The 19,921-nt window shown below is 65.9% G+C and carries 17 protein-coding genes; 9 read left to right on the forward strand and 8 right to left on the reverse strand.

Going from position 1 to position 19,921, the window contains the following annotated elements; translation table 11 throughout:
• Positions 1-90: 90 nt before the first annotated feature.
• Entirely contained in the window at positions 91-1,761 is a 1,671-nt protein-coding gene (locus tag QOU61_RS10015) for a virginiamycin B lyase family protein (RefSeq protein WP_289657981.1), read from the reverse strand.
• 139 nt (positions 1,762-1,900) lie between these two features.
• Between QOU61_RS10015 and QOU61_RS10020 the strand changes: the two genes are divergently transcribed.
• On the forward strand, positions 1,901-2,617 hold the full coding sequence (locus QOU61_RS10020) for a hypothetical protein (RefSeq protein ID WP_289657982.1): 717 nt from the start codon (positions 1,901-1,903) through the stop codon (positions 2,615-2,617).
• Here the strand turns inward: QOU61_RS10020 and QOU61_RS10025 are convergent.
• The 6 genes from QOU61_RS10025 to QOU61_RS10050 form a co-directional block, all read right to left on the reverse strand.
• Entirely contained in the window at positions 2,600-3,412 is an 813-nt protein-coding gene (locus QOU61_RS10025; protein WP_289657984.1) for a tetratricopeptide repeat protein, read from the reverse strand. The genes QOU61_RS10020 and QOU61_RS10025 overlap by 18 nt on opposite strands.
• 107 nt (positions 3,413-3,519) lie before the next feature.
• Positions 3,520-4,623 (reverse strand): alkene reductase, encoded by a 1,104-nt coding sequence (locus QOU61_RS10030; protein ID WP_289657986.1) that lies wholly within the window; start codon positions 4,621-4,623, stop codon positions 3,520-3,522.
• A 226-nt stretch (positions 4,624-4,849) separates the two neighbouring features.
• Positions 4,850-5,353, reverse strand: coding sequence for a DUF1993 domain-containing protein (locus QOU61_RS10035; RefSeq protein ID WP_289657988.1), 504 nt, complete (start codon positions 5,351-5,353; stop codon positions 4,850-4,852).
• Positions 5,354-5,516: 163 nt separating this feature from the next.
• The gene (locus QOU61_RS10040; RefSeq protein ID WP_502876910.1) at positions 5,517-6,872 is read right to left on the reverse strand and encodes a lytic murein transglycosylase; all 1,356 of its coding nucleotides are present in this window, start codon (positions 6,870-6,872) and stop codon (positions 5,517-5,519) included.
• 109 nt (positions 6,873-6,981) lie between these two features.
• The gene (locus QOU61_RS10045) at positions 6,982-9,198 is read right to left on the reverse strand and encodes a lytic transglycosylase domain-containing protein (RefSeq protein ID WP_289657990.1); all 2,217 of its coding nucleotides are present in this window, start codon (positions 9,196-9,198) and stop codon (positions 6,982-6,984) included.
• A 313-nt stretch (positions 9,199-9,511) separates the two neighbouring features.
• Positions 9,512-9,643 carry a hypothetical protein gene (locus QOU61_RS10050; protein ID WP_289657992.1) on the reverse strand — a complete coding sequence of 44 codons (132 nt, stop codon included), beginning with the start codon at positions 9,641-9,643 and terminating at the stop codon, positions 9,512-9,514.
• Between the two features lie 205 nt (positions 9,644-9,848).
• Here QOU61_RS10050 and QOU61_RS10055 point away from each other — a divergent pair, with 205 nt between their 5' ends.
• From QOU61_RS10055 to QOU61_RS10090, 8 genes are all read left to right on the forward strand, one after another.
• Positions 9,849-10,103 carry an iron oxidase gene (locus QOU61_RS10055; RefSeq protein ID WP_289657994.1) on the forward strand — a complete coding sequence of 85 codons (255 nt, stop codon included), beginning with the start codon at positions 9,849-9,851 and terminating at the stop codon, positions 10,101-10,103.
• A gap of 181 nt (positions 10,104-10,284) precedes the next feature.
• The gene (locus QOU61_RS10060; RefSeq protein ID WP_289657996.1) at positions 10,285-12,378 is read left to right on the forward strand and encodes a hydantoinase/oxoprolinase family protein; all 2,094 of its coding nucleotides are present in this window, start codon (positions 10,285-10,287) and stop codon (positions 12,376-12,378) included.
• Positions 12,375-14,123: a hydantoinase B/oxoprolinase family protein gene (locus tag QOU61_RS10065; protein ID WP_289657998.1), complete on the forward strand. Its 1,749-nt coding sequence runs from the start codon at positions 12,375-12,377 to the stop codon at positions 14,121-14,123. The genes QOU61_RS10060 and QOU61_RS10065 overlap by 4 nt, the downstream gene beginning before the upstream one ends.
• On the forward strand, positions 14,113-14,793 hold the full coding sequence (locus tag QOU61_RS10070) for a TetR/AcrR family transcriptional regulator (RefSeq protein WP_289658000.1): 681 nt from the start codon (positions 14,113-14,115) through the stop codon (positions 14,791-14,793). The genes QOU61_RS10065 and QOU61_RS10070 overlap by 11 nt, the downstream gene beginning before the upstream one ends.
• Positions 14,794-14,818: 25 nt before the next feature.
• On the forward strand, positions 14,819-15,802 hold the full coding sequence (locus QOU61_RS10075) for an ABC transporter substrate-binding protein (RefSeq protein ID WP_289658002.1): 984 nt from the start codon (positions 14,819-14,821) through the stop codon (positions 15,800-15,802).
• Positions 15,786-16,604: an ABC transporter ATP-binding protein gene (locus QOU61_RS10080; protein ID WP_289658004.1), complete on the forward strand. Its 819-nt coding sequence runs from the start codon at positions 15,786-15,788 to the stop codon at positions 16,602-16,604. The genes QOU61_RS10075 and QOU61_RS10080 overlap by 17 nt, the downstream gene beginning before the upstream one ends.
• Positions 16,601-17,407: an ABC transporter permease gene (locus QOU61_RS10085; protein WP_289658007.1), complete on the forward strand. Its 807-nt coding sequence runs from the start codon at positions 16,601-16,603 to the stop codon at positions 17,405-17,407. The genes QOU61_RS10080 and QOU61_RS10085 overlap by 4 nt, the downstream gene beginning before the upstream one ends.
• Positions 17,407-18,408, forward strand: a complete 1,002-nt coding sequence (locus tag QOU61_RS10090; protein ID WP_289658008.1) for a DMT family transporter — start codon at positions 17,407-17,409, stop codon at positions 18,406-18,408. Before QOU61_RS10085 ends, QOU61_RS10090 begins: the two co-directional genes overlap by 1 nt.
• Here the strand turns inward: QOU61_RS10090 and QOU61_RS10095 are convergent.
• Positions 18,376-19,821 carry a helix-turn-helix domain-containing protein gene (locus tag QOU61_RS10095; protein WP_289658011.1) on the reverse strand — a complete coding sequence of 482 codons (1,446 nt, stop codon included), beginning with the start codon at positions 19,819-19,821 and terminating at the stop codon, positions 18,376-18,378. The genes QOU61_RS10090 and QOU61_RS10095 overlap by 33 nt on opposite strands.
• Positions 19,822-19,921: the final 100 nt, after the last annotated feature.

Raw genomic sequence — 19,921 nt, forward strand, 5'->3', positions numbered from 1 at the left:
ACCGGGCGATGATCCGACATCGCGAAAGGCCGGGAGCGATCCCGGCCTTTTTGCCTGGCATTTCTCGCAATATTCTTGCAGAGCGTCTCGTCAATCCATCGGCTCGAGCCTGACGATCGAGGCGCCATCGTTGCTTCCCACCCAGAAGCTGACCGGCGTCGTCGAATTGTCGACGAAGACCCTGCGGATGTTGGTCGAGCGCGGCAGGAGATAGTCGACCACCTCGCCCGTTCTGGTGTTTAGCCGTGTCACCTGGTCGGTCACCATCGATCCTGTCCACGCATTTTCATTCTTGTCGAGCACGACATCGTAGGGCGCCGACCAGCGCGTGTTCAGTTTCCATTCCCTGAATTGCCCGGTTCTGGTGTCGAACATCCCGATCCGGTCGCCGCGATATTCGCCGAACCAGAGGCGATCCTGCGCGTCCATATTGCCGCGCCGTGGCGCCGAGCGGGGCGTCGGTGTCTGGAACAGCGAGACCTCGCCGGTCTTCGCATCGATGCGGCCGATCTGTCCCTGGCGGAAATCGGTGAAGTAGGCGTTGTTGTGGGAGTCGGGGATCACGTCGTAAATGTTGTGCGGTTCGCCCTTGGGCGCGTCCTTGAACGGTCGCCACGTCTCGATCTTGCCGGTCGCGATGTCGAGGCGGTGGACGCCGGCAAAGCCGTTGTTCTGCGTCCAGACCTTGCCGTCGACGTCCGAGTGCTGCGGGCTCACCATGTTGACCTGCGCCGCATCGATATTCGCTTCCGACGGAAGCGTCCAGAACCGAAACTGCTCGGTGTTCGGATCGAACTTGACGATGGTCGCCTGATACATGTTGCCGAGCCAGAGATTACCCGCGGCGTCGGCACGCAGGCCAAGGCTGCCGGTCGGAAAATTGTCGCGATGCGTGGGGTAGGGATATTCGGTGACCTTGCCGGTTCTGGGATCGAGCCTTCCGAGTTTTTGCTCGCCAAAGCCTGAAAACCAGACGGTGCCTTCCTTGTCGACGATGACGTCGTGGGGCGCCATTTCCTCGCGCGGCAGGTCGTATTCGGTATAGATCACCCGCGTCGCCGCGCCTTTCGGGCGCGGCAGCGTCTTCAACGCATATTTCCATTGCTCCGTTGTGCTGAGATTGATCGTGCTCAAATACTGGGCCACGGAGCGATAGATCTCGATCCGGTCTTCACCCTGCTCCTCCATCAGCCGCTCGGCCGGCCGCAATTGCGGGTGGATCGGCAGGCTCTGCTGGACATAGCTCTGCATGCGCGGCAGGATCTGGGTCAGAAAGCCGTCGGTATCGTATTTGGAGCGCATGATGCGCTCGACACGGTGGCAGCCGACGCAATTGAGGAGTTGCCCCTTCTGCTGGTCGGAGCCGGGGATGCTCGCCAGCCATTCGCCGTTCGACAATTGCGCGGCAAGGTCCCTGGCTTTCCCGAGCTTGAGGTCCGCCGTTGCGGTCGTCGGTCCGCCTATCTCGACCTTCTTTGGCTGCCCAAGCTCGTAGCCGATTGCGCGCACCGCAAGGGTATATTGACCGGGCGCAAGCCGGCTCACCGGAAAACGGTAGCGCCCATCCGCGTCGGTCACGACGGTAACCGTCGTATTCGATCCGTCCCTGGTGGCGCTGACGAGCACGCCTTCCATGACGGGCTCTTCCGCCGAGCTGACGAGACCAGTCAGCGCCGCAGCTGGTTGCTGTGCCTGGATCGCGGGCTGAAACGCGAGGACCAGGGCAGAGCCGATGGCGGCAAGCAGGGGACGACGACGCATGGTTTTCTCCCGACGTCTTTTTTGATTGCCCGGAGCATAGTCCGGGCCGGTTGGGCGCAGCAAGTTGCTCGACGCGCAGATCAGCCGTGATTGACCGCCGGGCAGCGGCGCCGCAACATGGGCGTCAAGGGAGCTTTCCATGCGCATGATCTTTCGCTGCGACCCAAAGCTCGTCGATCATCTGCCGCGGCCAGTCGCGGCGCGCAGCCGCTTGCCGGACTGGCTTCGTCAGATGCCCGCAAAGGCCTATTCGGAGATCCATGGTCGCGACATCCGTACCGTCAAGCAGTGCCCGCCCTTCGTCGACGCGATGGCCCATGGCGTCATGATCCTGCTGCCCTGCGACGTCAGGGTCGAGCGCGGAGCTTTTGCCTGGGACTGGGACATTCCGGAGCCCGCGACCTCGGGACATCCGCGCGCGCCGCTGAGCTTCCACCCCGCCGCACAATTTCCCGATGCTCCCTTTGCGAATGGAAGGGCCGCGCTCAAGTTCAACAGCTTCTGGACCATCGAGATCGATCCGGGCTGGTCGTTGTTTGCGACTCATCCCGTCAATCGCGACGACCTGCCGTTCCGCCTGATCTCCGGGCTGGTCGATGCCGATCGATTTCACGATGGCGGCATCAATTTCCCGGCGATCTGGACGCAGCCGGATTTTGCCGGCGTGCTGGCGAAGGGCACGCCGGTCGCGCAATGCTTTGCCGTGCCGCGCGAGGCGCCCGAACTGGTGTTCGAGGCATTCGACGATGCGCACCGGGAAGCCTATTCGAAGGTCGTCGGCGATGTGCTGGCGGCGCCCAACGTCTATCGCAAGCATTTTCGCGCCCGGCGCGGGCGGCTAACCACCACCGAGTGAGCGGCGAAGAGCAGCTTCGTCGATCCATAGCCGGCCATGGGACGCCGAGGTCAGGGCCATCGCGATGGTGCCGAAGCTTTGCGGACGCAGCCGATAGGCTTCCCGATAGGCTCGCATGGCGCCGTCGAGATCGCCCGATTCCTGCAGCGCAATCCCCAGGTTGAGCGCGGCCTCGGCATAGTCCGGCTTCAGCGCGATCGCCCTGCGGTAGGCATTTGCGGCCGAGGCATGGTTGCGAAGATCCTGGTATGCGAGGCCGAGATCGAACCAGACCGAAGCCGGGGCGTCGCCTGCGGTGGCGCGTTCAAGCATCGCGGCGGCGGCCGCGTGGTCGCCATCTTCAAGGGCAAGTCGCCCCAGTCGCGCAGCGGCCTCCTGATGCGTCGGAACGACTTTCAGGATCGCATGCCAGGCTTCGCGCGCCTGTTGCCTCAAGCCTGCCTGGTCGAGCGTCCGCGCCTTTTCGACAAAAGCATCGCGCTGTGGTGCGATCGCGATCGCGGCATCAAGATGCGAAAGCGCGGCATCGAAATCCTGCGCGGCGCGCGCGAGGCGAGCGGCGAGCAGGTGGGCCGCCGCGTTGCCGGGGCGCTTGGCAAGGCTCGTCTCGATGTGGCCCCGGGCCGCCCGAATGTCGTCTTTCGCAAACAGCACGGCGGCAAGCAGATGGCTCAGCATCGGCTCGCCGGATTGTTGGGCGAGGCCTTGCTCGCAGATTTTCTGCGCCTCGTCGCGCCGGCCGTCATTGAATGCGGCCGTTGCGCGGCGGACGATGTCCTCGGCAGTATCCGTCATGGCAGCGCATTAGAAACGCGCTGCGGGGCAAGCGCAACCGCCGTCATTCCAGGGCGCGCGTCAAACCTGGCGGTTGCGCGCCAGCCCGGAACGACGATGTTGCGAGGCTACTGTGCCGCTTCTGCCGTCTGCAGCGACGGGTAATCGGTATAGCCCTTGGCGTCGCCGCCATAGAACGTCGCCTTGTCCCACTCGTTCAGGGCTGCGCCCTTCTTCAACCGCTCGACCAGATCGGGGTTGGAGATGAACGGCTTGCCGAACGCGATCAGGTCGGCCGCGCCTTCGCGCAGCACCTTGTCGGCGAGCGCGAAGTCGTAGCCGTTGTTGGCGATGTAGGCGCCGGCAAAACGCTTGCGCAGGGACGCGTAGTCGAACGGCGCGAAATCGCGCGGGCCGCCGGTGGCGCCCTCGACCACGTGCAGGTAGACGAGCTTCAGCGCGCTCAAGCCGTCGACGATGTGGTCGAACAGGGCCTGCGGATTGGAGTCGGAGACGTCGTTTGCGGGCGTCACCGGCGAGATGCGGATGCCGGTACGATCAGTGCCAGCCTCCGTGGCAACGGCTTTCGCGACCTCCAGCATCAGCCGCGAGCGGTTTTCGATCGATCCGCCATAGGCATCGCTGCGCTTGTTGGCGCCGTCCTTGGCGAACTGGTCGAGCAGATAGCCATTGGCGCCGTGGATCTCGACGCCGTCGAAGCCGGCCGCCAGCGCATTCGCTGCGGCGCGCTTGAAGTCGTCGATGATTCCAGGGATTTCCGACAATTCGAGCGCGCGCGGCTCGGAGATATCGGTGAAGGCGTTGTTGACGAAGGTCTTGCCCTTGGCGCGGACCGCTGAAGGCGCAACCGGCGCACCATTGTTTGGCTGCAGGGAGGTGTGCGAGACGCGGCCGACGTGCCAGATCTGGATGAAGATGCGGCCTCCTCGCTCATGGACGCGGTCGGTGATTTTGCGCCAGCCCTCGACCTGCGCCCTCGAATAGATGCCGGGCGTGTCCTGATAGCCCTGGCCCTGTTGCGAGACCTGGCTCGCCTCGGTGACGAGGAGGCCGGCCGAGGCGCGCTGGCCGTAATATTCCGCCGCGAGCGGACCCGGAACCATGCTTGGGGGAACAGCGCGGTTGCGCGTCAGCGGCGCCATCACGAGCCGGTTCGGCAGCGTGATCGGGCCAAGCTTGAAGGGCTCGAGGAGTTTGGAAGACGTGCTCATCAGGATGCTTTCGGGAAAGTGAAGATGGCTAACAGATGGGGTATTTTGGGCAGTGCGGCAATGCCGCGGGCCATACGGAGCGCGCAGACGAGCCGTGCTGCGGGTCAGGGAAATATTCGTTCAAACATGCGGCAGCCGGGGGAAGGCTGGCCTCTCGTTCGGCCATGGCGGAAGCTTTCATTCCCGGCTTGCGCCGATCCGCGCAGCCGGGAATGACGCGCGTCATTCAATTAACGCCGAGGAAATCGCGCTTGCCGATCTCGACGCCGTTATGCCGGAGCAGGCCATGGGCGATCGCGGCATGGAAATAGAAATTCGGCAGCGAAAAACTGCTCAGGAATTGCTGGCCCTTCAGCGTCAACGACCGGTCGGGGCCGGCCGGGAAGGTGACGTCTTTGGTATCGGCGCCTTCGAACTGCGCCGGCTTGAACGACTTCACATAATCGATCGTCCTCGCCACGCGCTGCCTCAATTCCTCGAATGTCTTTTCGGTATCAGGCGTCGCGGGCACCTCGACATGAGCGAGGCGGGCGCAGCCCTTGGCGGCAAAGTCGCAGGCGAGCTGGATCTGCCGCGTGAACGGCAGCATATCGGGATAGAGCCGCGCGTTCAGGATCGCCTCGGGCTGGATGTTCTTCTTCTGGCAATGCGCTTCGGCCTTGGAGAGCAGGCCGTTGAGGGCGGAGAGAATCTGCAGGAAGGCGGGGACGGTCGCGTCATAGAAGGACATGTGATGCTCGTTCGGCTGGCGGGATGGTAAAGTCTTCCCGACATGGGGCGACGAGGAGTGAAATTCAACTCTCAAACGCCGCCGGCGCCAGTTAAATCTCGCGCAAATGCTGTCATCATCCTGAGACGTCGCCAGCGGGTCGAACGAATGCGTGCCGGATCGTCTAGCGCGCGATCGGCGCGGCGCTGGCCGCGGGCTGGGCCTGCGCCCGAGCGGGCCCGCGCATTCGCGCCAGAAGCTCGGCCGTCGGCCAGGAATCCGCCGGCAGGCCGTACTTGATCTGCATCGCCTTCACGGCGTTGCGGCTCTGCTGGCCGAGCACGCCGTCGATCTTGCCGACGTCGAAGCCGGCGTGCGCCAGAAGCTGCTGCAATTGCTTGATCTCGCCGAGCGGAAGTTGCGCGACGGGCGCGGAGGGCGGCCGCATCGGCGGCGCGCCGGCGATGCGGGTTGCGAGATAGCCGGCGGTGGTTGAATAGATCAGCGAATTATTCCATTCGGTATAGGCGGCGAAATTCGCGTAGGCCAGAAACGCAGGGCCGGTGCGGCCCATCGGCAGCAGCAGCGAGGCCGGCATGTCGTCATTGGCGAGCGCCCGGCCGTTCGGATAGGCGACCCCTAACTCCGCCCATTTCGAGCGCGGCAGCTTGATCGTGAGGTCGGCCTGGTCCCACGGGAAGCTTGCCGGTGCCGTCACCCGCACCTCCTCGAGCCAGGGCTCGCCGCGCCGCCACTTCAGTCCGGTGGCGATATAGTTCGCGGTCGAGCCGATCACGTCGGGCGCGCTGCCGAGCAGGTTGCGCCGCCCGTCGCCGTCGAAGTCGACCGCATAGGTGACATAGTGCGTCGGCAGGAATTGCGTCTGGCCGAGCTCGCCGGCCCAGGAGCCGATCATCTCCGACGGCGACAGATCGCCGCGATCGATGATCTTGAGCGCCGCGATCGTCTCGTTCTGGAAACGCTCCGCGCGCCGGCAGTCATAGGCGAGCGACACCAGCGACGGCAGCACCGGCAGGTTGCCCATGTTGGCGCCGAAATCGCTCTCCAGTCCCCAGAACGCGGCGATCACAGCGGGCGGCACGCCATACTCCTTCTCGGCGCGGGCAAACGCCGCCGCATGCGCCTTGATCTGCGCCTGGCCCTGCTGCATGCGGAAGGGCGCCGCCATGCGGCCGGCGAACTGGGTGAAGAGCTGGCCGAACACGCGCTGGCCGCGGTCGCGGTTGACGATGCCCTGGTCGTAGGTGAGATAGGGCGAAGCTTCCGCGATCGCCTGTTGCGAAACGCCCTCAGCCGCCGCGCGCTGCTTGAGATCGGCGAGGAAGCGCTCGAAGCTTGCGCCGTTATGGCAGGCCGCCGCGCGTGACGAGGGAGCGGTGGCGGGACGCGGCGTGGCGGGCGATCGAGGCGCTTCGCTGACGGGCCGGGTCGGCGCGGGAAAAAGCTGGGCCAAGGCGGGCGTCGAAAACGCCGCAACGGCCGCAAGCGCGAATGCAATTCGGAGGGAAGGGGTCTGCATCAAGTTCATCGGCTCAAGCGTGGCAGCCCTCTCCATACACCGGGGCCGAGGGCTGACATAGTGTCCCGCTCCCCAGCGCGCGTGAGGTGGATCCGAAAGGCCCGATCGATCACTCGGAGCCCTGGTGCGCGGCCGCGGTCGCCGGCTGCGAGCTCGCCTCCTGCGCCGCCGCCGGGCGCTCAGGCGATTTCGCGATCGTGGTCGCAGTCCCACCGTCGAAGCGCAACCGATAGATCTGGAAGTTCTCCATCACGCGCTGCACATAGTTGCGGGTCTCGGCGAACGGGATGCGCTCCACCCAGTCGACCGGATCGATGTTGGGATCGCGCGGGTCGCCATAGCTCTTCACCCACTGCCGCACGCGGCCGCGCCCGGCATTGTAGCCGGCAAACGTCATGATCTGCGAGCCGGCATATTCGCGCCATAGCGCGGAGAGCTCGGCGGCGCCCATCTGCGTGTTGTAGACCGAGTCGGAAACCATGCGGTCCCAGTCGTAGCTGACGCCGACGCGTTTCGCCGTATCGCGCCCGGCTTCCGGCGTGACCTGCATCAGCCCGACGGCGTTGGCCGCCGAGCGGTCGCGCGGATTGAAGGCGCTCTCGGTACGCGCCACTGCATAGATCATCGAAAGCTCGATCTCGGGGCCGACCTGCTTGTGCGGGGGGATGCCGATGGTCGGGAAGGCGTAAAGGTCGAGCGCGAGGCCGCGACCGAGCGCGGCCTTGCCGACCTCGAGCATCGAGCGTGCGTCGTTGTTCTGGCCGGCAAGCTCGCCGATCGCGGCAAGCGTCACCGCATCGGTGCACTGCTCGCCGAGGTCGGCGGCTAAGCTGACGACGACGTCGCGCTCGCCGATCGCATAGAGGATCTCGGCGGCGCGCACCAGTTCCTGCTTCAGCGCGGGGCTCTTCGCCTGCTCGGGCTGCGGCGGCGCGCGCAGCTCGATGTGGGCGAGACCGAGCCGGGCACGCGCAAGCTGGCCGTAATAGGCGGTGGGGTGGCGCGCGGCCGCCTCGTAGGCCGTGCGCATCGCATTCTTGTCGCCCGCTTCCTCCGCGGCGCGGCCGCGCCAGTAGTTCGCCCGCGCCAGGATGATCGGATCGGTCGAGCCGTCGTCGATATGGGCAAAATGCGCACGCGCCTTCCCCGCATCCTTCAGGTAGCGCAATGCGATCCAGCCGGGCAGGAAGTGGGATTCGGCCTGGTAGTTCTTGTTGGCCGGCGGAGCCGCGTCGCGTACCACGTCATAGGCGTTTTCATATTGGCCGACGTCGAGCAGCCTGCGCGCCAGCGTGCGCCGTTCGCGCCACCATTCGTCGGTGTCCTGCTGCGTCATGGTCTCGGGAGCTGCGATCTGCACCAGCCGCACGGCGTCGGCCAGGCGATCGTGCTTTGTCATCCAGTGCAGGCGGCACAGCGTGTAGCCGAGGTCCTTGCGTGCGTCGCTCGCAACGCCGTCGAGCAGGTCGAGCGCCTTGCCGGCATCGCCAGCCGAGGCGGCACAGGCCTTGACGATCGCGACCTCGTCGTCACCGAGCCGGCGCGCCGCGCGCATCGCCGCGCCGAAATCCTTGGCGCCGATGCGCTTGTCCATCCGCGCGCGATGATCCTCGCGCGTAACGAGGTCGCGAAAGGTGTCGAGCGCCTCGGTCTCGGTGCGCTCGACGAGTTCCTCCGAGCGCCACGCCTCGCGCGCCTGGCGCATGGCGCCGTCGCGGTCGCCTTCGGCAAGCAGCGTGCGCGCCAGCGCAAAGCGGCCTTTGGCCGTGGCGGGCTGGTCCTGCGTGAAGCGATGCACCGTCGCTCCGTCGCTCTTTTCCTGCCACAGCCGCGCTTCGGCGCGGCGTCGCATCCGCGGCACGCCGGGCCAGCCCGGACTGTCGGCGACGAAGGCGGCGTAGCGGTTGAAGGGCGCAGTCGATTCGGAATCGCGCAGGATGAACCATTCGGCGAGCTTGCGCGCCGCCGGCTCGCCGATCGCCTTGGCTGCATCTGAGGCGTCGTTGGTCTTTCCCTTGCGCGCGAGATCGAACACGTCCTTGACCACGGCGAGGTCACCGGTCAGCGGCGGCGTTTCGGGACGCGGCGCCGGCTCGCGTTCGGCGGCCTTCGCCTTGTGCCGCGACTTCTCGGCGTGCTTCGCGTGCTTGCTCTCGGCGTGCTTTTCGTGCTTGCCCTTGCTGCTCTTCTCGGCCTTGTGCTGCCGGGTCGCAGCGGCCTTGTTGGCGTGCTGGGCCGGCTTGGCGCGCGCCAGCGCGTCTGCGGAAAATGCGCCGAGCGCAAGCAGGGCGCAAACGCAGGTCATCGGCCGAAAAGCCTGGTACATTCCGAACTCCCCCCGCGAACCGCGTTGATCGAATCCGGAAGTTCGCAACATTTCGCGGCTGGCACCTTGCGAACGCTGGATTCGGAAGGACACTGGAAACCTACGACTCTGGTGCGTCTCGTTCACAAGCTCTCTTTGAAGAGTCAGCCGCGAAACTGAAGAGATCTTGCAGACGCCACACCAGCCGGATGATTCATCCGGATAAGCTGCTCGACAACGGTAGCACAGCCCGCAACCGTCGCTGTGCCGTTTCGGCAACAATGCCGCAAAACGTTGCGGCGGCCGGAACCAAAGCAATGGAATTGGGTGATTTTCAGACGCTGCTTCGCCCAAGTTTCGCCTTCAACTGGCCCCTGACGCGACAGCAGCCGGCGGCGCCGACACGCGTCGCGTCGGGATGCGTGGCGCGGTGATGCGCGGCGCGCTCATCCTTGATGCTCTGCATCGGCGGCTCGACGCTCGGCGCGTCCGACGTTGCACTTGGCGCGGTCGGCACCGCTGCCGTCGCTGCGCCTGCTCGGGCCCGAAAGACCCGGGCGCAATCGGCGCGCCCCAGAATGCGTCATACCTCCTCCTTGACAATTGAATGGGGAGCGGACGGCAAGGCGTGGCATCCTGCGCCCGCGCGGGCGACGGCAACGGGGAGAGCCATGGCGGCACAGCGGACACGGCGAAAAATTCTGTCGGCCGCGGTTGCCGGCGCATCGACGGCGTTGTTCTCGCGCCTCGCGCAGGCGCAGGCCTCCGACAAGATGACGCTGGCGCAGGCCGAATACCAGGATCACCCGAACGGCATCTATAGCTGCGGCATGTGCACGCTGTTCGTGGCGCCGAAGGCTTGCAAGGTGGTCGAAGGCGAGGTCTCGCGCGACGGCTGGTGCAAGGCTTTCGCGCTCGCGGATTGAAGCACGGCTCTCTGCAATCACCGCCTCATCCTCTCGCCGTTTCATCTCCGTCCTGGCCCGTGCCTTCGCACGAGCCATCACTGCAGCTGCCCGCGGGCCGCCAAAATCCGGCTTGACAGCGGGCGTCATCGTGTATTGACTAACTAGTTAGTAAATACAGGTTGGAAACACAGGGCTTGGCATGGCGACCTCCGCCTCCGCTGCCGGATTTCGCATTGCGGTCGATATCGGCGGCACGTTCACCGATATCGCGCTGCTCACCGATGAAGGCCTGATCCATCAGAGCAAGGTTTCCTCGACGCCTTCCGATCCGTCCGTCGCCGTTGTCGAGGGCGTCGGGCAGCTTCTCGCCGAGCTTGCGATCGCGCCGTCGGCGGTCCGCGAGGTGCTGCACGGCACGACCGTCGGCTCCAACACCATCCTGCAGCGCAAGGGCGCGCGCACCGGCTTGATCACCACGCGCGGCTTTCGCGACGTGCTGGAGATCGGGCGCATCCGCATGCCCGACATGTTCGATCTCACCTGGGACAAACCGAAACCGCTGGTGCCGCGCCGGCACCGGCTCGAAGTGATCGAGCGCATGGCGGCTGATGGAGAGGTGATCGAGCCGCTCTCGGAAGATAGCGTCATCGCCGCGGGCGAGGCACTGGTCGCCGCGGGAATCGAGGCGGTCGCGATCGCCTTCATCAACAGCTATCGCAATCCGGCGCATGAATTGGAGGCGGAAAGCATCCTGCGCAAGAAATTCTCGCAGCTCCTGGTGACGACCTCCTGCGCCGTGCTGCCGGAGATGAAGGAATATGAGCGCACCTCCACCACGGTCGTGAACGCCTACCTGCTCTCGGCGATGCGCAGTTACCTGCAGAGGCTGGAAAGCGGGCTGCGCGGTATAGGCGTGCATGCGCCGATCCTGGTGATGACCTCGAACGGCGGCATGCTGGCGGCAGGCGTAACCTGCGACAAGCCGGTGCTGGTGGTGGCTTCCGGCCCCGCCGGCGGCGTGATCGGCGCGGCGCGGCTCGGGGTGGCGCGCGACGACAGCGACGTCATCGTGTTCGACATGGGCGGCACCACGGCGAAGGCCGTCATCATCGAGGACGGCCGTCCGACCATGACCTCGGAATACGAATTCCGCGACGGCATCTCGACCTCGAGCCGTTTCATCAAGGCCGGCGGCTACATGCTGAAAGTGCCGGCGATCGACATCGCCGAGGTTGGCGCGGGCGGCGGCTCGCTTGCCGGCATCGACAAGGGCGGCCTGCTGGTGGTCGGTCCGGAATCGGCGGGCGCGGCCCCAGGCCCCGCCTGCTACGGTCTCGGCAACGAGCGGCCCACGGTGACTGACGCCAATGTCGTGCTCGGCTTCATCAATGACAGTGCGCTTGCCGGCGGCAAACTCGCGATCGACCGCGGCCTGAGCGAGAAGGCGATCCGCCATCACGTCGGCGATCCGCTCGGCCTGCCGCTGTCCGATGCCGCGCACGGCATCCGCGCTGTGGCCAATGCGGCGATGGCGCGCGCGGTGCGAGCCGTCACCGTCGAGCGCGGCCGTGACCCCCGCGACCTCACCTTGATGGCGTTCGGCGGCAATGGCGGCGTGCATGCGCCCGATCTTGCGCGGCTGCTCGGCATTCCGCGCGTGGTGGTGCCGCCGATGTCCGGCATCTTCAGCGCGATCGGAATGCTGGCTTCCGACATCGAGCACACGGCGCTGAAGGTTGTGAGCCGCCGCCTCGACAGGATGAGCGCGGCCGACCTCAAGGCGATCAAGGCCGGGCTGCAGCGCGAGGTCGCCGCGCGGCTGGCCGACGACGGCTATCGCGCCGGCCGCACCGCGTTTCTCTGGGAAGCGGATCTGCGCCATGAGGGGCAGGCGACCGAGCTGACCGTGCCGTTCGAGGGCGACGATCTCGATGACATCCGCGAGCGCTTCGTCGCCGAATACCTGAAGACCTACGGCTATCGCGACACCACGCCGATCGAATTGATGAAGCTGCGCGTCGCGGGCCGGGGCTTGCGCGACAACCGGCTCGATTTCGGCGCCATAAAGATCGCAGATCGCGCGAGCGCGACGCGCGCCGCGACACGGCGGATCTCGTTTGCTCGCGGCGAGCCTGCGGTCGAGGTCGAGGTTGTCGGCCGCAACGCGGTCGGCAGCGCCGCGCGGCCGGGGCCGCTGATCATCGATGAATTCGATGCGACGGTGGTGGTGCCGCCGGATGCGCGGGTGCATCGCGATGCCATCGGCTGCATCGTGCTGGAGTTCGACGCATGAAGGTTGATCCCGTCACATTCGCGGTCATCAAGAGCGGGCTCGATTCGATCGCCGACGACATGGCCTATACCGTCGTGCGGATCGCGCGCTCGGAGATCGTCAAGGACGTGATGGATTTCTCGGCGGCGCTGTGTGCCGGCGACGGCCAGATGGTGGCGCAGGCCAAGACCATCGCGCAGCATCTCGGCGCGATTCCCGAAGCCATGGCGGCCGTGCTGGAGAAGTATGAGGGCGACCTGCATGATGGCGACGTCGTCATCATGAACGATCCCTATCACGGCGGCATGCACCTGCCCGACATCTTCATGTTCGTGCCGATCTTCCACGAGGGCAAGCGGCGCGCCTTTGCCGTCGTGATCTGCCACCACACCGATGTCGGCGGCCGCGTGCCCGGCTCCAACGCCTCCGATTCAACCGAGATCTATCAGGAGGGCCTGCGGCTCCCGCCGCTGAAGCTCTACGACCGCGGCGTGCTCAACACCACGCTGGAGACGCTGATCAAGATCAATGTGCGGGTTCCCGATCGCGTCTGGGGCGATCTGTCCGCGCAGTTCGCCGCCGCCCAGGTCGGCAAGCGCGGGCTGGAAAAGCTGTTCCAGCGCTACGGCGCCGACGAGGTCGACGCCTACATGCAGGAGCTGCTCGACTATGCCGAGCGGCTGACGCGCGAGGAGATCAGGACCTGGCCGCAAGGCACCTACCGTTTCATTGATCACATCGACAGCGACGGCTTTTCCGACACGCCCATTCCGATCAAGGTCGCCGTCACCGTGAACGGCGACGGCACGCTGTTCGTCGACTACACCGGCTCCTCGCCGCAGGTGAAGGGCGCACTGAACTCCACGCTCAGCTTCACCCATTCGCTGACCTATCTCAGCGTGCGCTGCGTGCTGCCAAAGGACGTGCCCAACAATGTCGGCCTGTTCCGCTGCATCAAGGTGAAGGCGCCGGAAGCCTCCGTGCTCAACCCCGTGATGCCGGCGCCCTGCGCGGCGCGGGCGCTGACCGGCTACCGCGTGTTCGATACCGTGCTGGGCGCGCTGGCGCAGATCGTGCCGGAGAGGGTGCCGGCGGCGGGCGAGGGCGGCAACAGCGTGATCTGCATCAGCGGCTTGCGGCCGAACCGGCAGCCCTTCATCATCGTCGACATGATCTGCGGCGCCTGGGGCGGACGTCCCGACAAGGACGGGCTCGAGGCCGTCACCAACGCCTCGCAAAACCTCTCCAACATGCCGGTCGAGGTGATGGAGGCCGAGCATCCGGTCCGCATCGAGGACTATTCCTTCGTGCCGGATAGCTGCGGCGCCGGACAATACCGTGGCGGCGTCGGCGTGCGCCGCAGCTACCGCATTCTCACCAACGAAGCGCTGCTGCAGATGCGCACCGACCGCGTCAAGTTCCTGCCTTATGGCTTGAGCGGCGGCGAGCCCGGCGGCGCCTCGCGCAATTTCATCGAGATCGGCAATGAACGGCGGCCGCTGCCCGGCAAGATCACGACGACGGTCGGCCGCGACACCCTGATCATTCACGAGCAGGCCGGCGCCGGCGGCTTCGGCGATCCGCTCTCGCGTGACGTCGCCAATGTCGAGGAGGATTTCCTCGACGGCAAGATCACCGCGTCCTTTGCCGAGAAGCACTACGGCGTGGTGTTCGGCGCGCGCGGCACGCTGGACGCAGATGCGACCGCAAGGCTACGGTCGCAGCGCGCCGCATCGAAGCCCCAAGGGGCGCGCCATGGAGCTTGACGTGGTTGCATCGCCGCAGAAGGTCAGCCGCAATCCGGAGGCGAGCCGCGCCAGGATCCTGGAGGCGGCGCGGGTGGAGTTCGTCACCTATGGCTTGAGCGGCGGCCGCGTCGACCGCATCGCCGAGAGCAGCGGCGTCAACAAGAACCTGATCTACCACTATTTCGGGTCCAAGGACGCGCTGTACCTCGCGGTGCTCGAGCAGATCTATGCCGACTTGCGGGCGCGCCAGCAAGACCAGGATCTGCGCAACCTGCCGCCGGTCGAGGGCATGAAGCGGCTCGTCGCCAACACTTTCGATCATTTCGTGGCGACGCCCGATCTGATCCGGCTGATGAGCATCGAGAACATCCACTACGGCGAGCATCTGAAAAGCTCGCAGTCGACCAAGCAGCTCTATGGGGGATTGCTCGACACCATCCAGCTCCTGCTCAAGCGCGGTCAGGACCAGGGCGTGTTCCGCGCCGATGTCGATGCGGTCGATCTCTATCTGTCGATCTCCGGGCTCGCCTATTTCTTCCTGTCGAACCAGCACACGCTGTCATGGCTGCTCGACCGCGACCTTGCGTCGCGCCGGCGCGTGCAAAAGCGGCGGCATCATGTGGTGGAGATGGTGCTGAGCTATCTCATGGACGTGACGCCGCGGGAAAGCGGCGCCGGGCACAAGTAGACAAACAGGGGGAGGAACACAGGAAATGAGGCACACGTTACGCGCGATAGTCGCCGTCCTCGCGATGGCAGCACTGGCTGCTGGCAGCGGTGCGGCAGTGGCAGCAGACAAGCTCACGGTCAGGCTGGATTTCTCGCCATGGGGCGTCCAGGCCGCGATGCACCTGGCGCAGAACAAGGGCTGGTTCAAGGAAGCGGGCCTCGACGTCGACATTCAGGATGGCCGCGGCTCCGGCAATACCATCCAGCTCGTCAATGCCGGCCAGGCCGATGTCGGCCAGGTGCAGGTCGGCCTCGTCGGCTCGGCGCGGGCCAAGGGCGCGACCATCCGCTCGATCGCGACGTTCCAGCGGCGCACCGATCTCTGCGTTCTCGTCGACAAGGACTCAGCCGTCAGCAAGGCCGCCGATCTGCGCGGCAAGACGGTCGTGGTGTTCGCGGCCAGCCCCTGGACGCCCTTCATCGACGTCTACCTGAAGTCGGCCGGGCTCACCCGCGACGATCTCAAGATCGACGTGGTCGATCCGGCGGCGCTCTGGGGCACCTATCTCGCCAAGCGCGCCGATGGGCTGATGTCGACGGTCGGCTCGGCGCTGCCGATCGCCGAGCAGAGCCGTCCCTCCAAGTGCCTGCTCGCTTCCGACGCCAACATCGCTTTCCCGGCCTATGGCCTGGTTGCCCGCGAGGATACCATCGCGAACAAAGGTGCCGCGCTGCGCAAGCTGATCCAGGTCGAGCAGCGCGCCTGGCAGCATCTGCGCACCAACCCTGATGACGGCGTCAAGGCGATGATTGCCGAGCGCCCCGACGCCCGGCTCGATCCGGCGGTGCTGCTTGGCCAGATCAAGCTGACGCTCGACTATTTCGACACGCCCGCCTCGAAGGGCAAGCCGATCGGCTGGCAGGCGCAGGAGGACTGGGAGGCGGCGCTGAAGTCAATGGAGGCCGCCGGCGTCGTCAATCCCGGTTGGAAGGCAGCGGACTACTACACCAATGCTCTCATCGAGTGACATGGCGATCGGATCGCAGGCGGACGCCGCGGCACCAATGGTGTCGCTGCGTCGCGTCGGCAAGACCTATGAGTCGGCGCGGGGACCGGTATCTGCGCTGGTCGATATCGATCTCGACATCCGGCCGCGTGAATTTTTGAGCGTGGTTGGACCCTCCGGCTGCGGCAAGAGCACGTTGCTCAAGCTGGTCGCCGGTCTCGAAAACATTTCCAGCGGAACGGTCGACATCGGCGGCCGCCCGCTCGATGGTCCGCCGGACCGGCTCGGTGTCGTATTCCAGCGCGACGTACTGCTCGACTGGCGCACCATCCTCGACAATGTGCTGCTCTCGATCGAGTTCACGCGCACGCCGAGCGCAGCGGAGCGCACCCGGGCGATCGAGCTGTTGAAGCGCTTCGGGCTCGGCGGCTTCGAGCACCGTTACCCCTGGGAATTGTCGGGCGGCATGCGGCAGCGCGCCTCGATCTGCCGCGCCCTGTTGACTGATCCGCAATTGCTGCTGATGGACGAGCCGTTCGGCGCGCTCGACGCCATGACGCGGGATGATCTCAATGTCGAGCTGGCGCAGATCTGGCAGGACACGCGCAAGACGCTTCTGTTCATCACCCATTCGATCGTGGAAGCGGTTTTCCTCTCCGATCGCGTGGTGATGATGAGCAAGGCGCCCGGCGTGATCGTCGACACCATCGAGATCGACCTGCCGCGGCCGCGGCGGCTGGCCATCCGCGACAGTGCCGAGTTCGGCGCCTACGTCCACCGTATCCGCCATCACTTCGCCGAGCTTGGGATCGTCAAGGAATGATGTCGCGCGTCAAACGCTGGCTGACCGGAGAGAGCGAGGCGCGCGACGTCGTCGTCATCCTCCTGATCACCCTGCTCGTGTGGGAGGCCGGGGTCCGCCTGTTCAAGCCGGAGCCGCTGATCCTGCCCGCGCCTTCGGTCATTGTGGCGGCATTCCTGGAGACGCCCGGCGTGTTCATGCGCCATCTCGGCTTCACGGTCGCGATGACCTGCATCGGCTTCGTGCTGTCCGTCGTGCTCGGCATCGCGCTTGCGGTCGGCATCGTCTATTCGCGCTTCCTCGAGCGCACGATCTATACGCTGCTCGTCGCGCTGAATTCGATCCCGAAAGTGGCGCTGGCGCCGCTGTTCGTGATCTGGATGGGCACCGGACCCGAGCCCAAGGTCGCGATCGCGCTGATGCTCGCGATCTTTCCGATCGTGATCGACACCGTGCTCGGCCTGCGCTCGGTCGACCCCGATATGCTGTATCTGGCGCGGGTGTCGAAGGCTTCGTCCTGGGCCATCCTGACCAAGATCCGTTTTCCCTGCGCGTTGCCGAGCCTGTTTGCCGGCATGAAGGTCGCGATCTCCTTTGCGCTGGTCGGCGCCATCGTCGGCGAGTTCGTCGCCGGCAGCCGCGGCATCGGCTTCCAGATCCTGGTCGCGCAGGGACAGTTCGACACCATCCGGGTGTTCGTCTCGCTGCTCCTGCTCGGGCTGGTCGGCACCGTGCTGTTCTTCCTGGTCGATTATGCCGAGCGCTGGGTGCTGCCCTGGCACGTGTCGCAGCGCGGCCGCCACAGCCGCTCCACTGAGCGCTGATGACGACAGGGAAGGCAGGAGCGAACTGGCAGGGCTTCCTGGCGCTGACCGCCACCGCCGCGCTGTGGGGCAGCAACCACGTGGTCGCCCGCGCCGCGCGCGAGGCGGTGCCGCTGCCGGCGATGCTGTTCTGGCGCTGGTTTCCCGCGGCGATCGTGCTGACGATCGTGGCGCTGCCGGCGCTGCGATCGGCGTGGCCCGAGATCCGTCCGAGGCTGCGCGAGCTCGTGGTCGGCGGCGTCGTCGGTGTCGGCGTGTTCTCCTACCTGCTGTTCGGCGGCGCCTACCAGAGCCTTGCGATCGAGGTCGGCCTGATCAATGCGACGACGCCGGTCTGGGTCGCGTTGATGGCGTCGCGATCGGGCGAGGGCGCCTTCACGACAGCCATGAAATGGGGACTTGTGCTGGCGCTCGGCGGCACGGTGCTGATCATCACCAAGGGCCGGCCGCAGGCGCTCAGCGAACTGCACTTCAATCTCGGCAATCTCTGGTCGCTGCTCGCGGCGATCGCCTTTGCCTGGTTCTCGATCCAGGTTCGCGGCTGGACGCGTGTGATCGATCCCTTGTCGCTGACCACGGTGTCGGCCTGGGCGGGCCTCGCCGTCGTGATGCTGCCGGCCTATCTGGTCTGGATGCTGGCGGGCGGCCCCTGGCTCGTCTTCGAGGGCGCCGATCTCGGCTTCGCGCTGGCGGCGATCGGCTATATCGCGATCGGGCCGACCATGCTCGGCAACCTGTTCTATCTCTACGGCGTGGCGGTGGTCGGGCCGGCGCGCGCCGCCGCGTTCCTCTATCTCAGTCCGCTGTTCACCGTCACGTTCTCCGTGGCCTGGCTCGGCGAGCAGATCGCCTGGTTTCATGTCGCGGGCATCGCCGCGATCTTCGCAGGGCTCGCGCTGCTCGGACGCTCCGGTCCGAAGCGCGTGAGCGAGGGTACGCCCAGCCTGTCCGCGGCAGGCGAGCGGGCCTCACAACTCCCGCGCGTTGGAGAACGCAAATGAGGAGATCCGGCGGGTGTTCTCGTCGAGGATCAGGGTGCGGGTGATCGGCGGCTCGGCGCGCTGGCTGCAGTTCTCGCGCTCGCACAGCCGGCAGTTGACGCCGATCGGTGTGCCCTCGGCATTCTCCAGGTCCATCCCGGCGGCATAGACGAGCTTCGCCGCATGGCGGATTTCGCAGCCCAGCCCGATTGCAAAGCGCGGCTGCGGCAGCGGATGCGGCACAGTCGGCCGGCGCACCATCTGCGCGATCGAGAAATAGCGCGAGCCGTCGGGCAGCTCGATCACCTGTTTCAGCAGCCGGTCCGGGGTGTCGAAAGTGGAGTGCACGTTCCATAAGGGGCAGGTGCCGCCGAACTTGGAGAACGGGAAGGTGCCGGAGGAAAACCGTTTCGAGACGTTGCCGGCGTTGTCGACGCGCAGCATGAAGAAGGGGATGCCGCGCGCATTCGGCCGCGAGAGCGTGGTCAGGCGGTGGCAGACCTGCTCGAAGCCGGCGTTGAAGCGCTGCGCCAGCACGTGCACGTCGTAGCTGAGCTGCTCCGCGGCGGCATGGAAGGCCGCATAGGGCATCATCGCGGCGGCAGCGAAGTAATTCGCCAGTGTGATCCGGTAGAGCCGGCGCGGGGCATCGTCGAGCGGGCCGGCGCGGCCGATGATGCTCTCGATGCTGGCGCCGCATTCGGCCAAGGCGATCTGGAAGGCGAGCTGGAAGGTGCGCCCCGCGCCGTCGACGAGCTCGGATATCAGGAGCTGCCGGCGGTGGCGGTCGAAGCGGCGCAGCGTCTCGCGCATCACGTCGACCGGCATGACGCGAGTGACGATCGAGTGCTTCTCCCTCAGGCGCGCGGCGAGCGCGGCATAAAGCCCCTCGGCCGGCACGTCGAGCTCGTCGCGCAAGGCTTCCGCGGCCTGCTCGAGCTCGGGGAAATAATTGCGGTTGGCCTCGATCAGCTCGCGCACCCGCTCGATCGGGTTGGCCTCGAAGCGTGTGCCGTCCTCGCGGCTTGCGAACTGCTCCGCCGCCATGGTCTCGCCGCGCCGCGCCTCGGTATAGGCGGCATAGAGCCTTTGCAGCGAATGGGTCACGCCGGGGCAGAGCTCGGCGAGATCGCGCAGCTCCTGCTTTGGCACGTCGATCTGCCGGAACAGCGGATCGGAAAAGATCTCGTTCAGCTCGGCAAAGAAGCGGTCCTCGTCGGCGGTGGCGAGGTCGCGCAAATCGAGGTCGTAGGTCTCGGCGAGCCGCAGCAGGATCTGCGCCGTCACCGGGCGCTGGTTGCGCTCGATCAGGTTGACGTAGCTCGGCGAGATGCCGAGCCCCTCGGCGATCTGGGTCTGCGACAGGCCGAGCTGCTGGCGAATCCGGCGAAAGCGCGGGCCGACGAACAGCTTCTTTCCGGAATCCGCGGGCATGGCAGCCTCACTGACCTATTTGTGACAAAATTTACAAAGTGACATATATGACAAGTTCAGATGTTACATGACATCACCATTCAAATGCAAGCGGTCTAGC

It is taken from the genome of Bradyrhizobium sp. NP1, assembly GCF_030378205.1.
In the GTDB taxonomy this organism is placed as follows: Bacteria; Pseudomonadota; Alphaproteobacteria; order Rhizobiales; family Xanthobacteraceae; genus Bradyrhizobium.

Bases quoted from the DNA above. Each gene is read 5' to 3' on its own strand.
- QOU61_RS10015 (WP_289657981.1), bottom strand. From the start codon at position 1,761: ATGCGTCGTCGTCCCCTGCTTGCCGCCATCGGCTCTGCCCTGGTCCTC.
- QOU61_RS10020 (WP_289657982.1), top strand. From the start codon at position 1,901: ATGCGCATGATCTTTCGCTGCGACCCAAAGCTCGTCGATCATCTGCCG.
- QOU61_RS10025 (WP_289657984.1), bottom strand. From the start codon at position 3,412: ATGACGGATACTGCCGAGGACATCGTCCGCCGCGCAACGGCCGCATTC.
- QOU61_RS10030 (WP_289657986.1), bottom strand. From the start codon at position 4,623: ATGAGCACGTCTTCCAAACTCCTCGAGCCCTTCAAGCTTGGCCCGATC.
- QOU61_RS10035 (WP_289657988.1), bottom strand. From the start codon at position 5,353: ATGTCCTTCTATGACGCGACCGTCCCCGCCTTCCTGCAGATTCTCTCC.
- QOU61_RS10040 (WP_502876910.1), bottom strand. From the start codon at position 6,872: ATGCAGACCCCTTCCCTCCGAATTGCATTCGCGCTTGCGGCCGTTGCG.
- QOU61_RS10045 (WP_289657990.1), bottom strand. From the start codon at position 9,198: ATGTACCAGGCTTTTCGGCCGATGACCTGCGTTTGCGCCCTGCTTGCG.
- QOU61_RS10050 (WP_289657992.1), bottom strand. From the start codon at position 9,643: ATGCAGAGCATCAAGGATGAGCGCGCCGCGCATCACCGCGCCACGCAT.
- QOU61_RS10055 (WP_289657994.1), top strand. From the start codon at position 9,849: ATGGCGGCACAGCGGACACGGCGAAAAATTCTGTCGGCCGCGGTTGCC.
- QOU61_RS10060 (WP_289657996.1), top strand. From the start codon at position 10,285: ATGGCGACCTCCGCCTCCGCTGCCGGATTTCGCATTGCGGTCGATATC.
- QOU61_RS10065 (WP_289657998.1), top strand. From the start codon at position 12,375: ATGAAGGTTGATCCCGTCACATTCGCGGTCATCAAGAGCGGGCTCGAT.
- QOU61_RS10070 (WP_289658000.1), top strand. From the start codon at position 14,113: ATGGAGCTTGACGTGGTTGCATCGCCGCAGAAGGTCAGCCGCAATCCG.
- QOU61_RS10075 (WP_289658002.1), top strand. From the start codon at position 14,819: ATGAGGCACACGTTACGCGCGATAGTCGCCGTCCTCGCGATGGCAGCA.
- QOU61_RS10080 (WP_289658004.1), top strand. From the start codon at position 15,786: ATGCTCTCATCGAGTGACATGGCGATCGGATCGCAGGCGGACGCCGCG.
- QOU61_RS10085 (WP_289658007.1), top strand. From the start codon at position 16,601: ATGATGTCGCGCGTCAAACGCTGGCTGACCGGAGAGAGCGAGGCGCGC.
- QOU61_RS10090 (WP_289658008.1), top strand. From the start codon at position 17,407: ATGACGACAGGGAAGGCAGGAGCGAACTGGCAGGGCTTCCTGGCGCTG.
- QOU61_RS10095 (WP_289658011.1), bottom strand. From the start codon at position 19,821: ATGCCCGCGGATTCCGGAAAGAAGCTGTTCGTCGGCCCGCGCTTTCGC.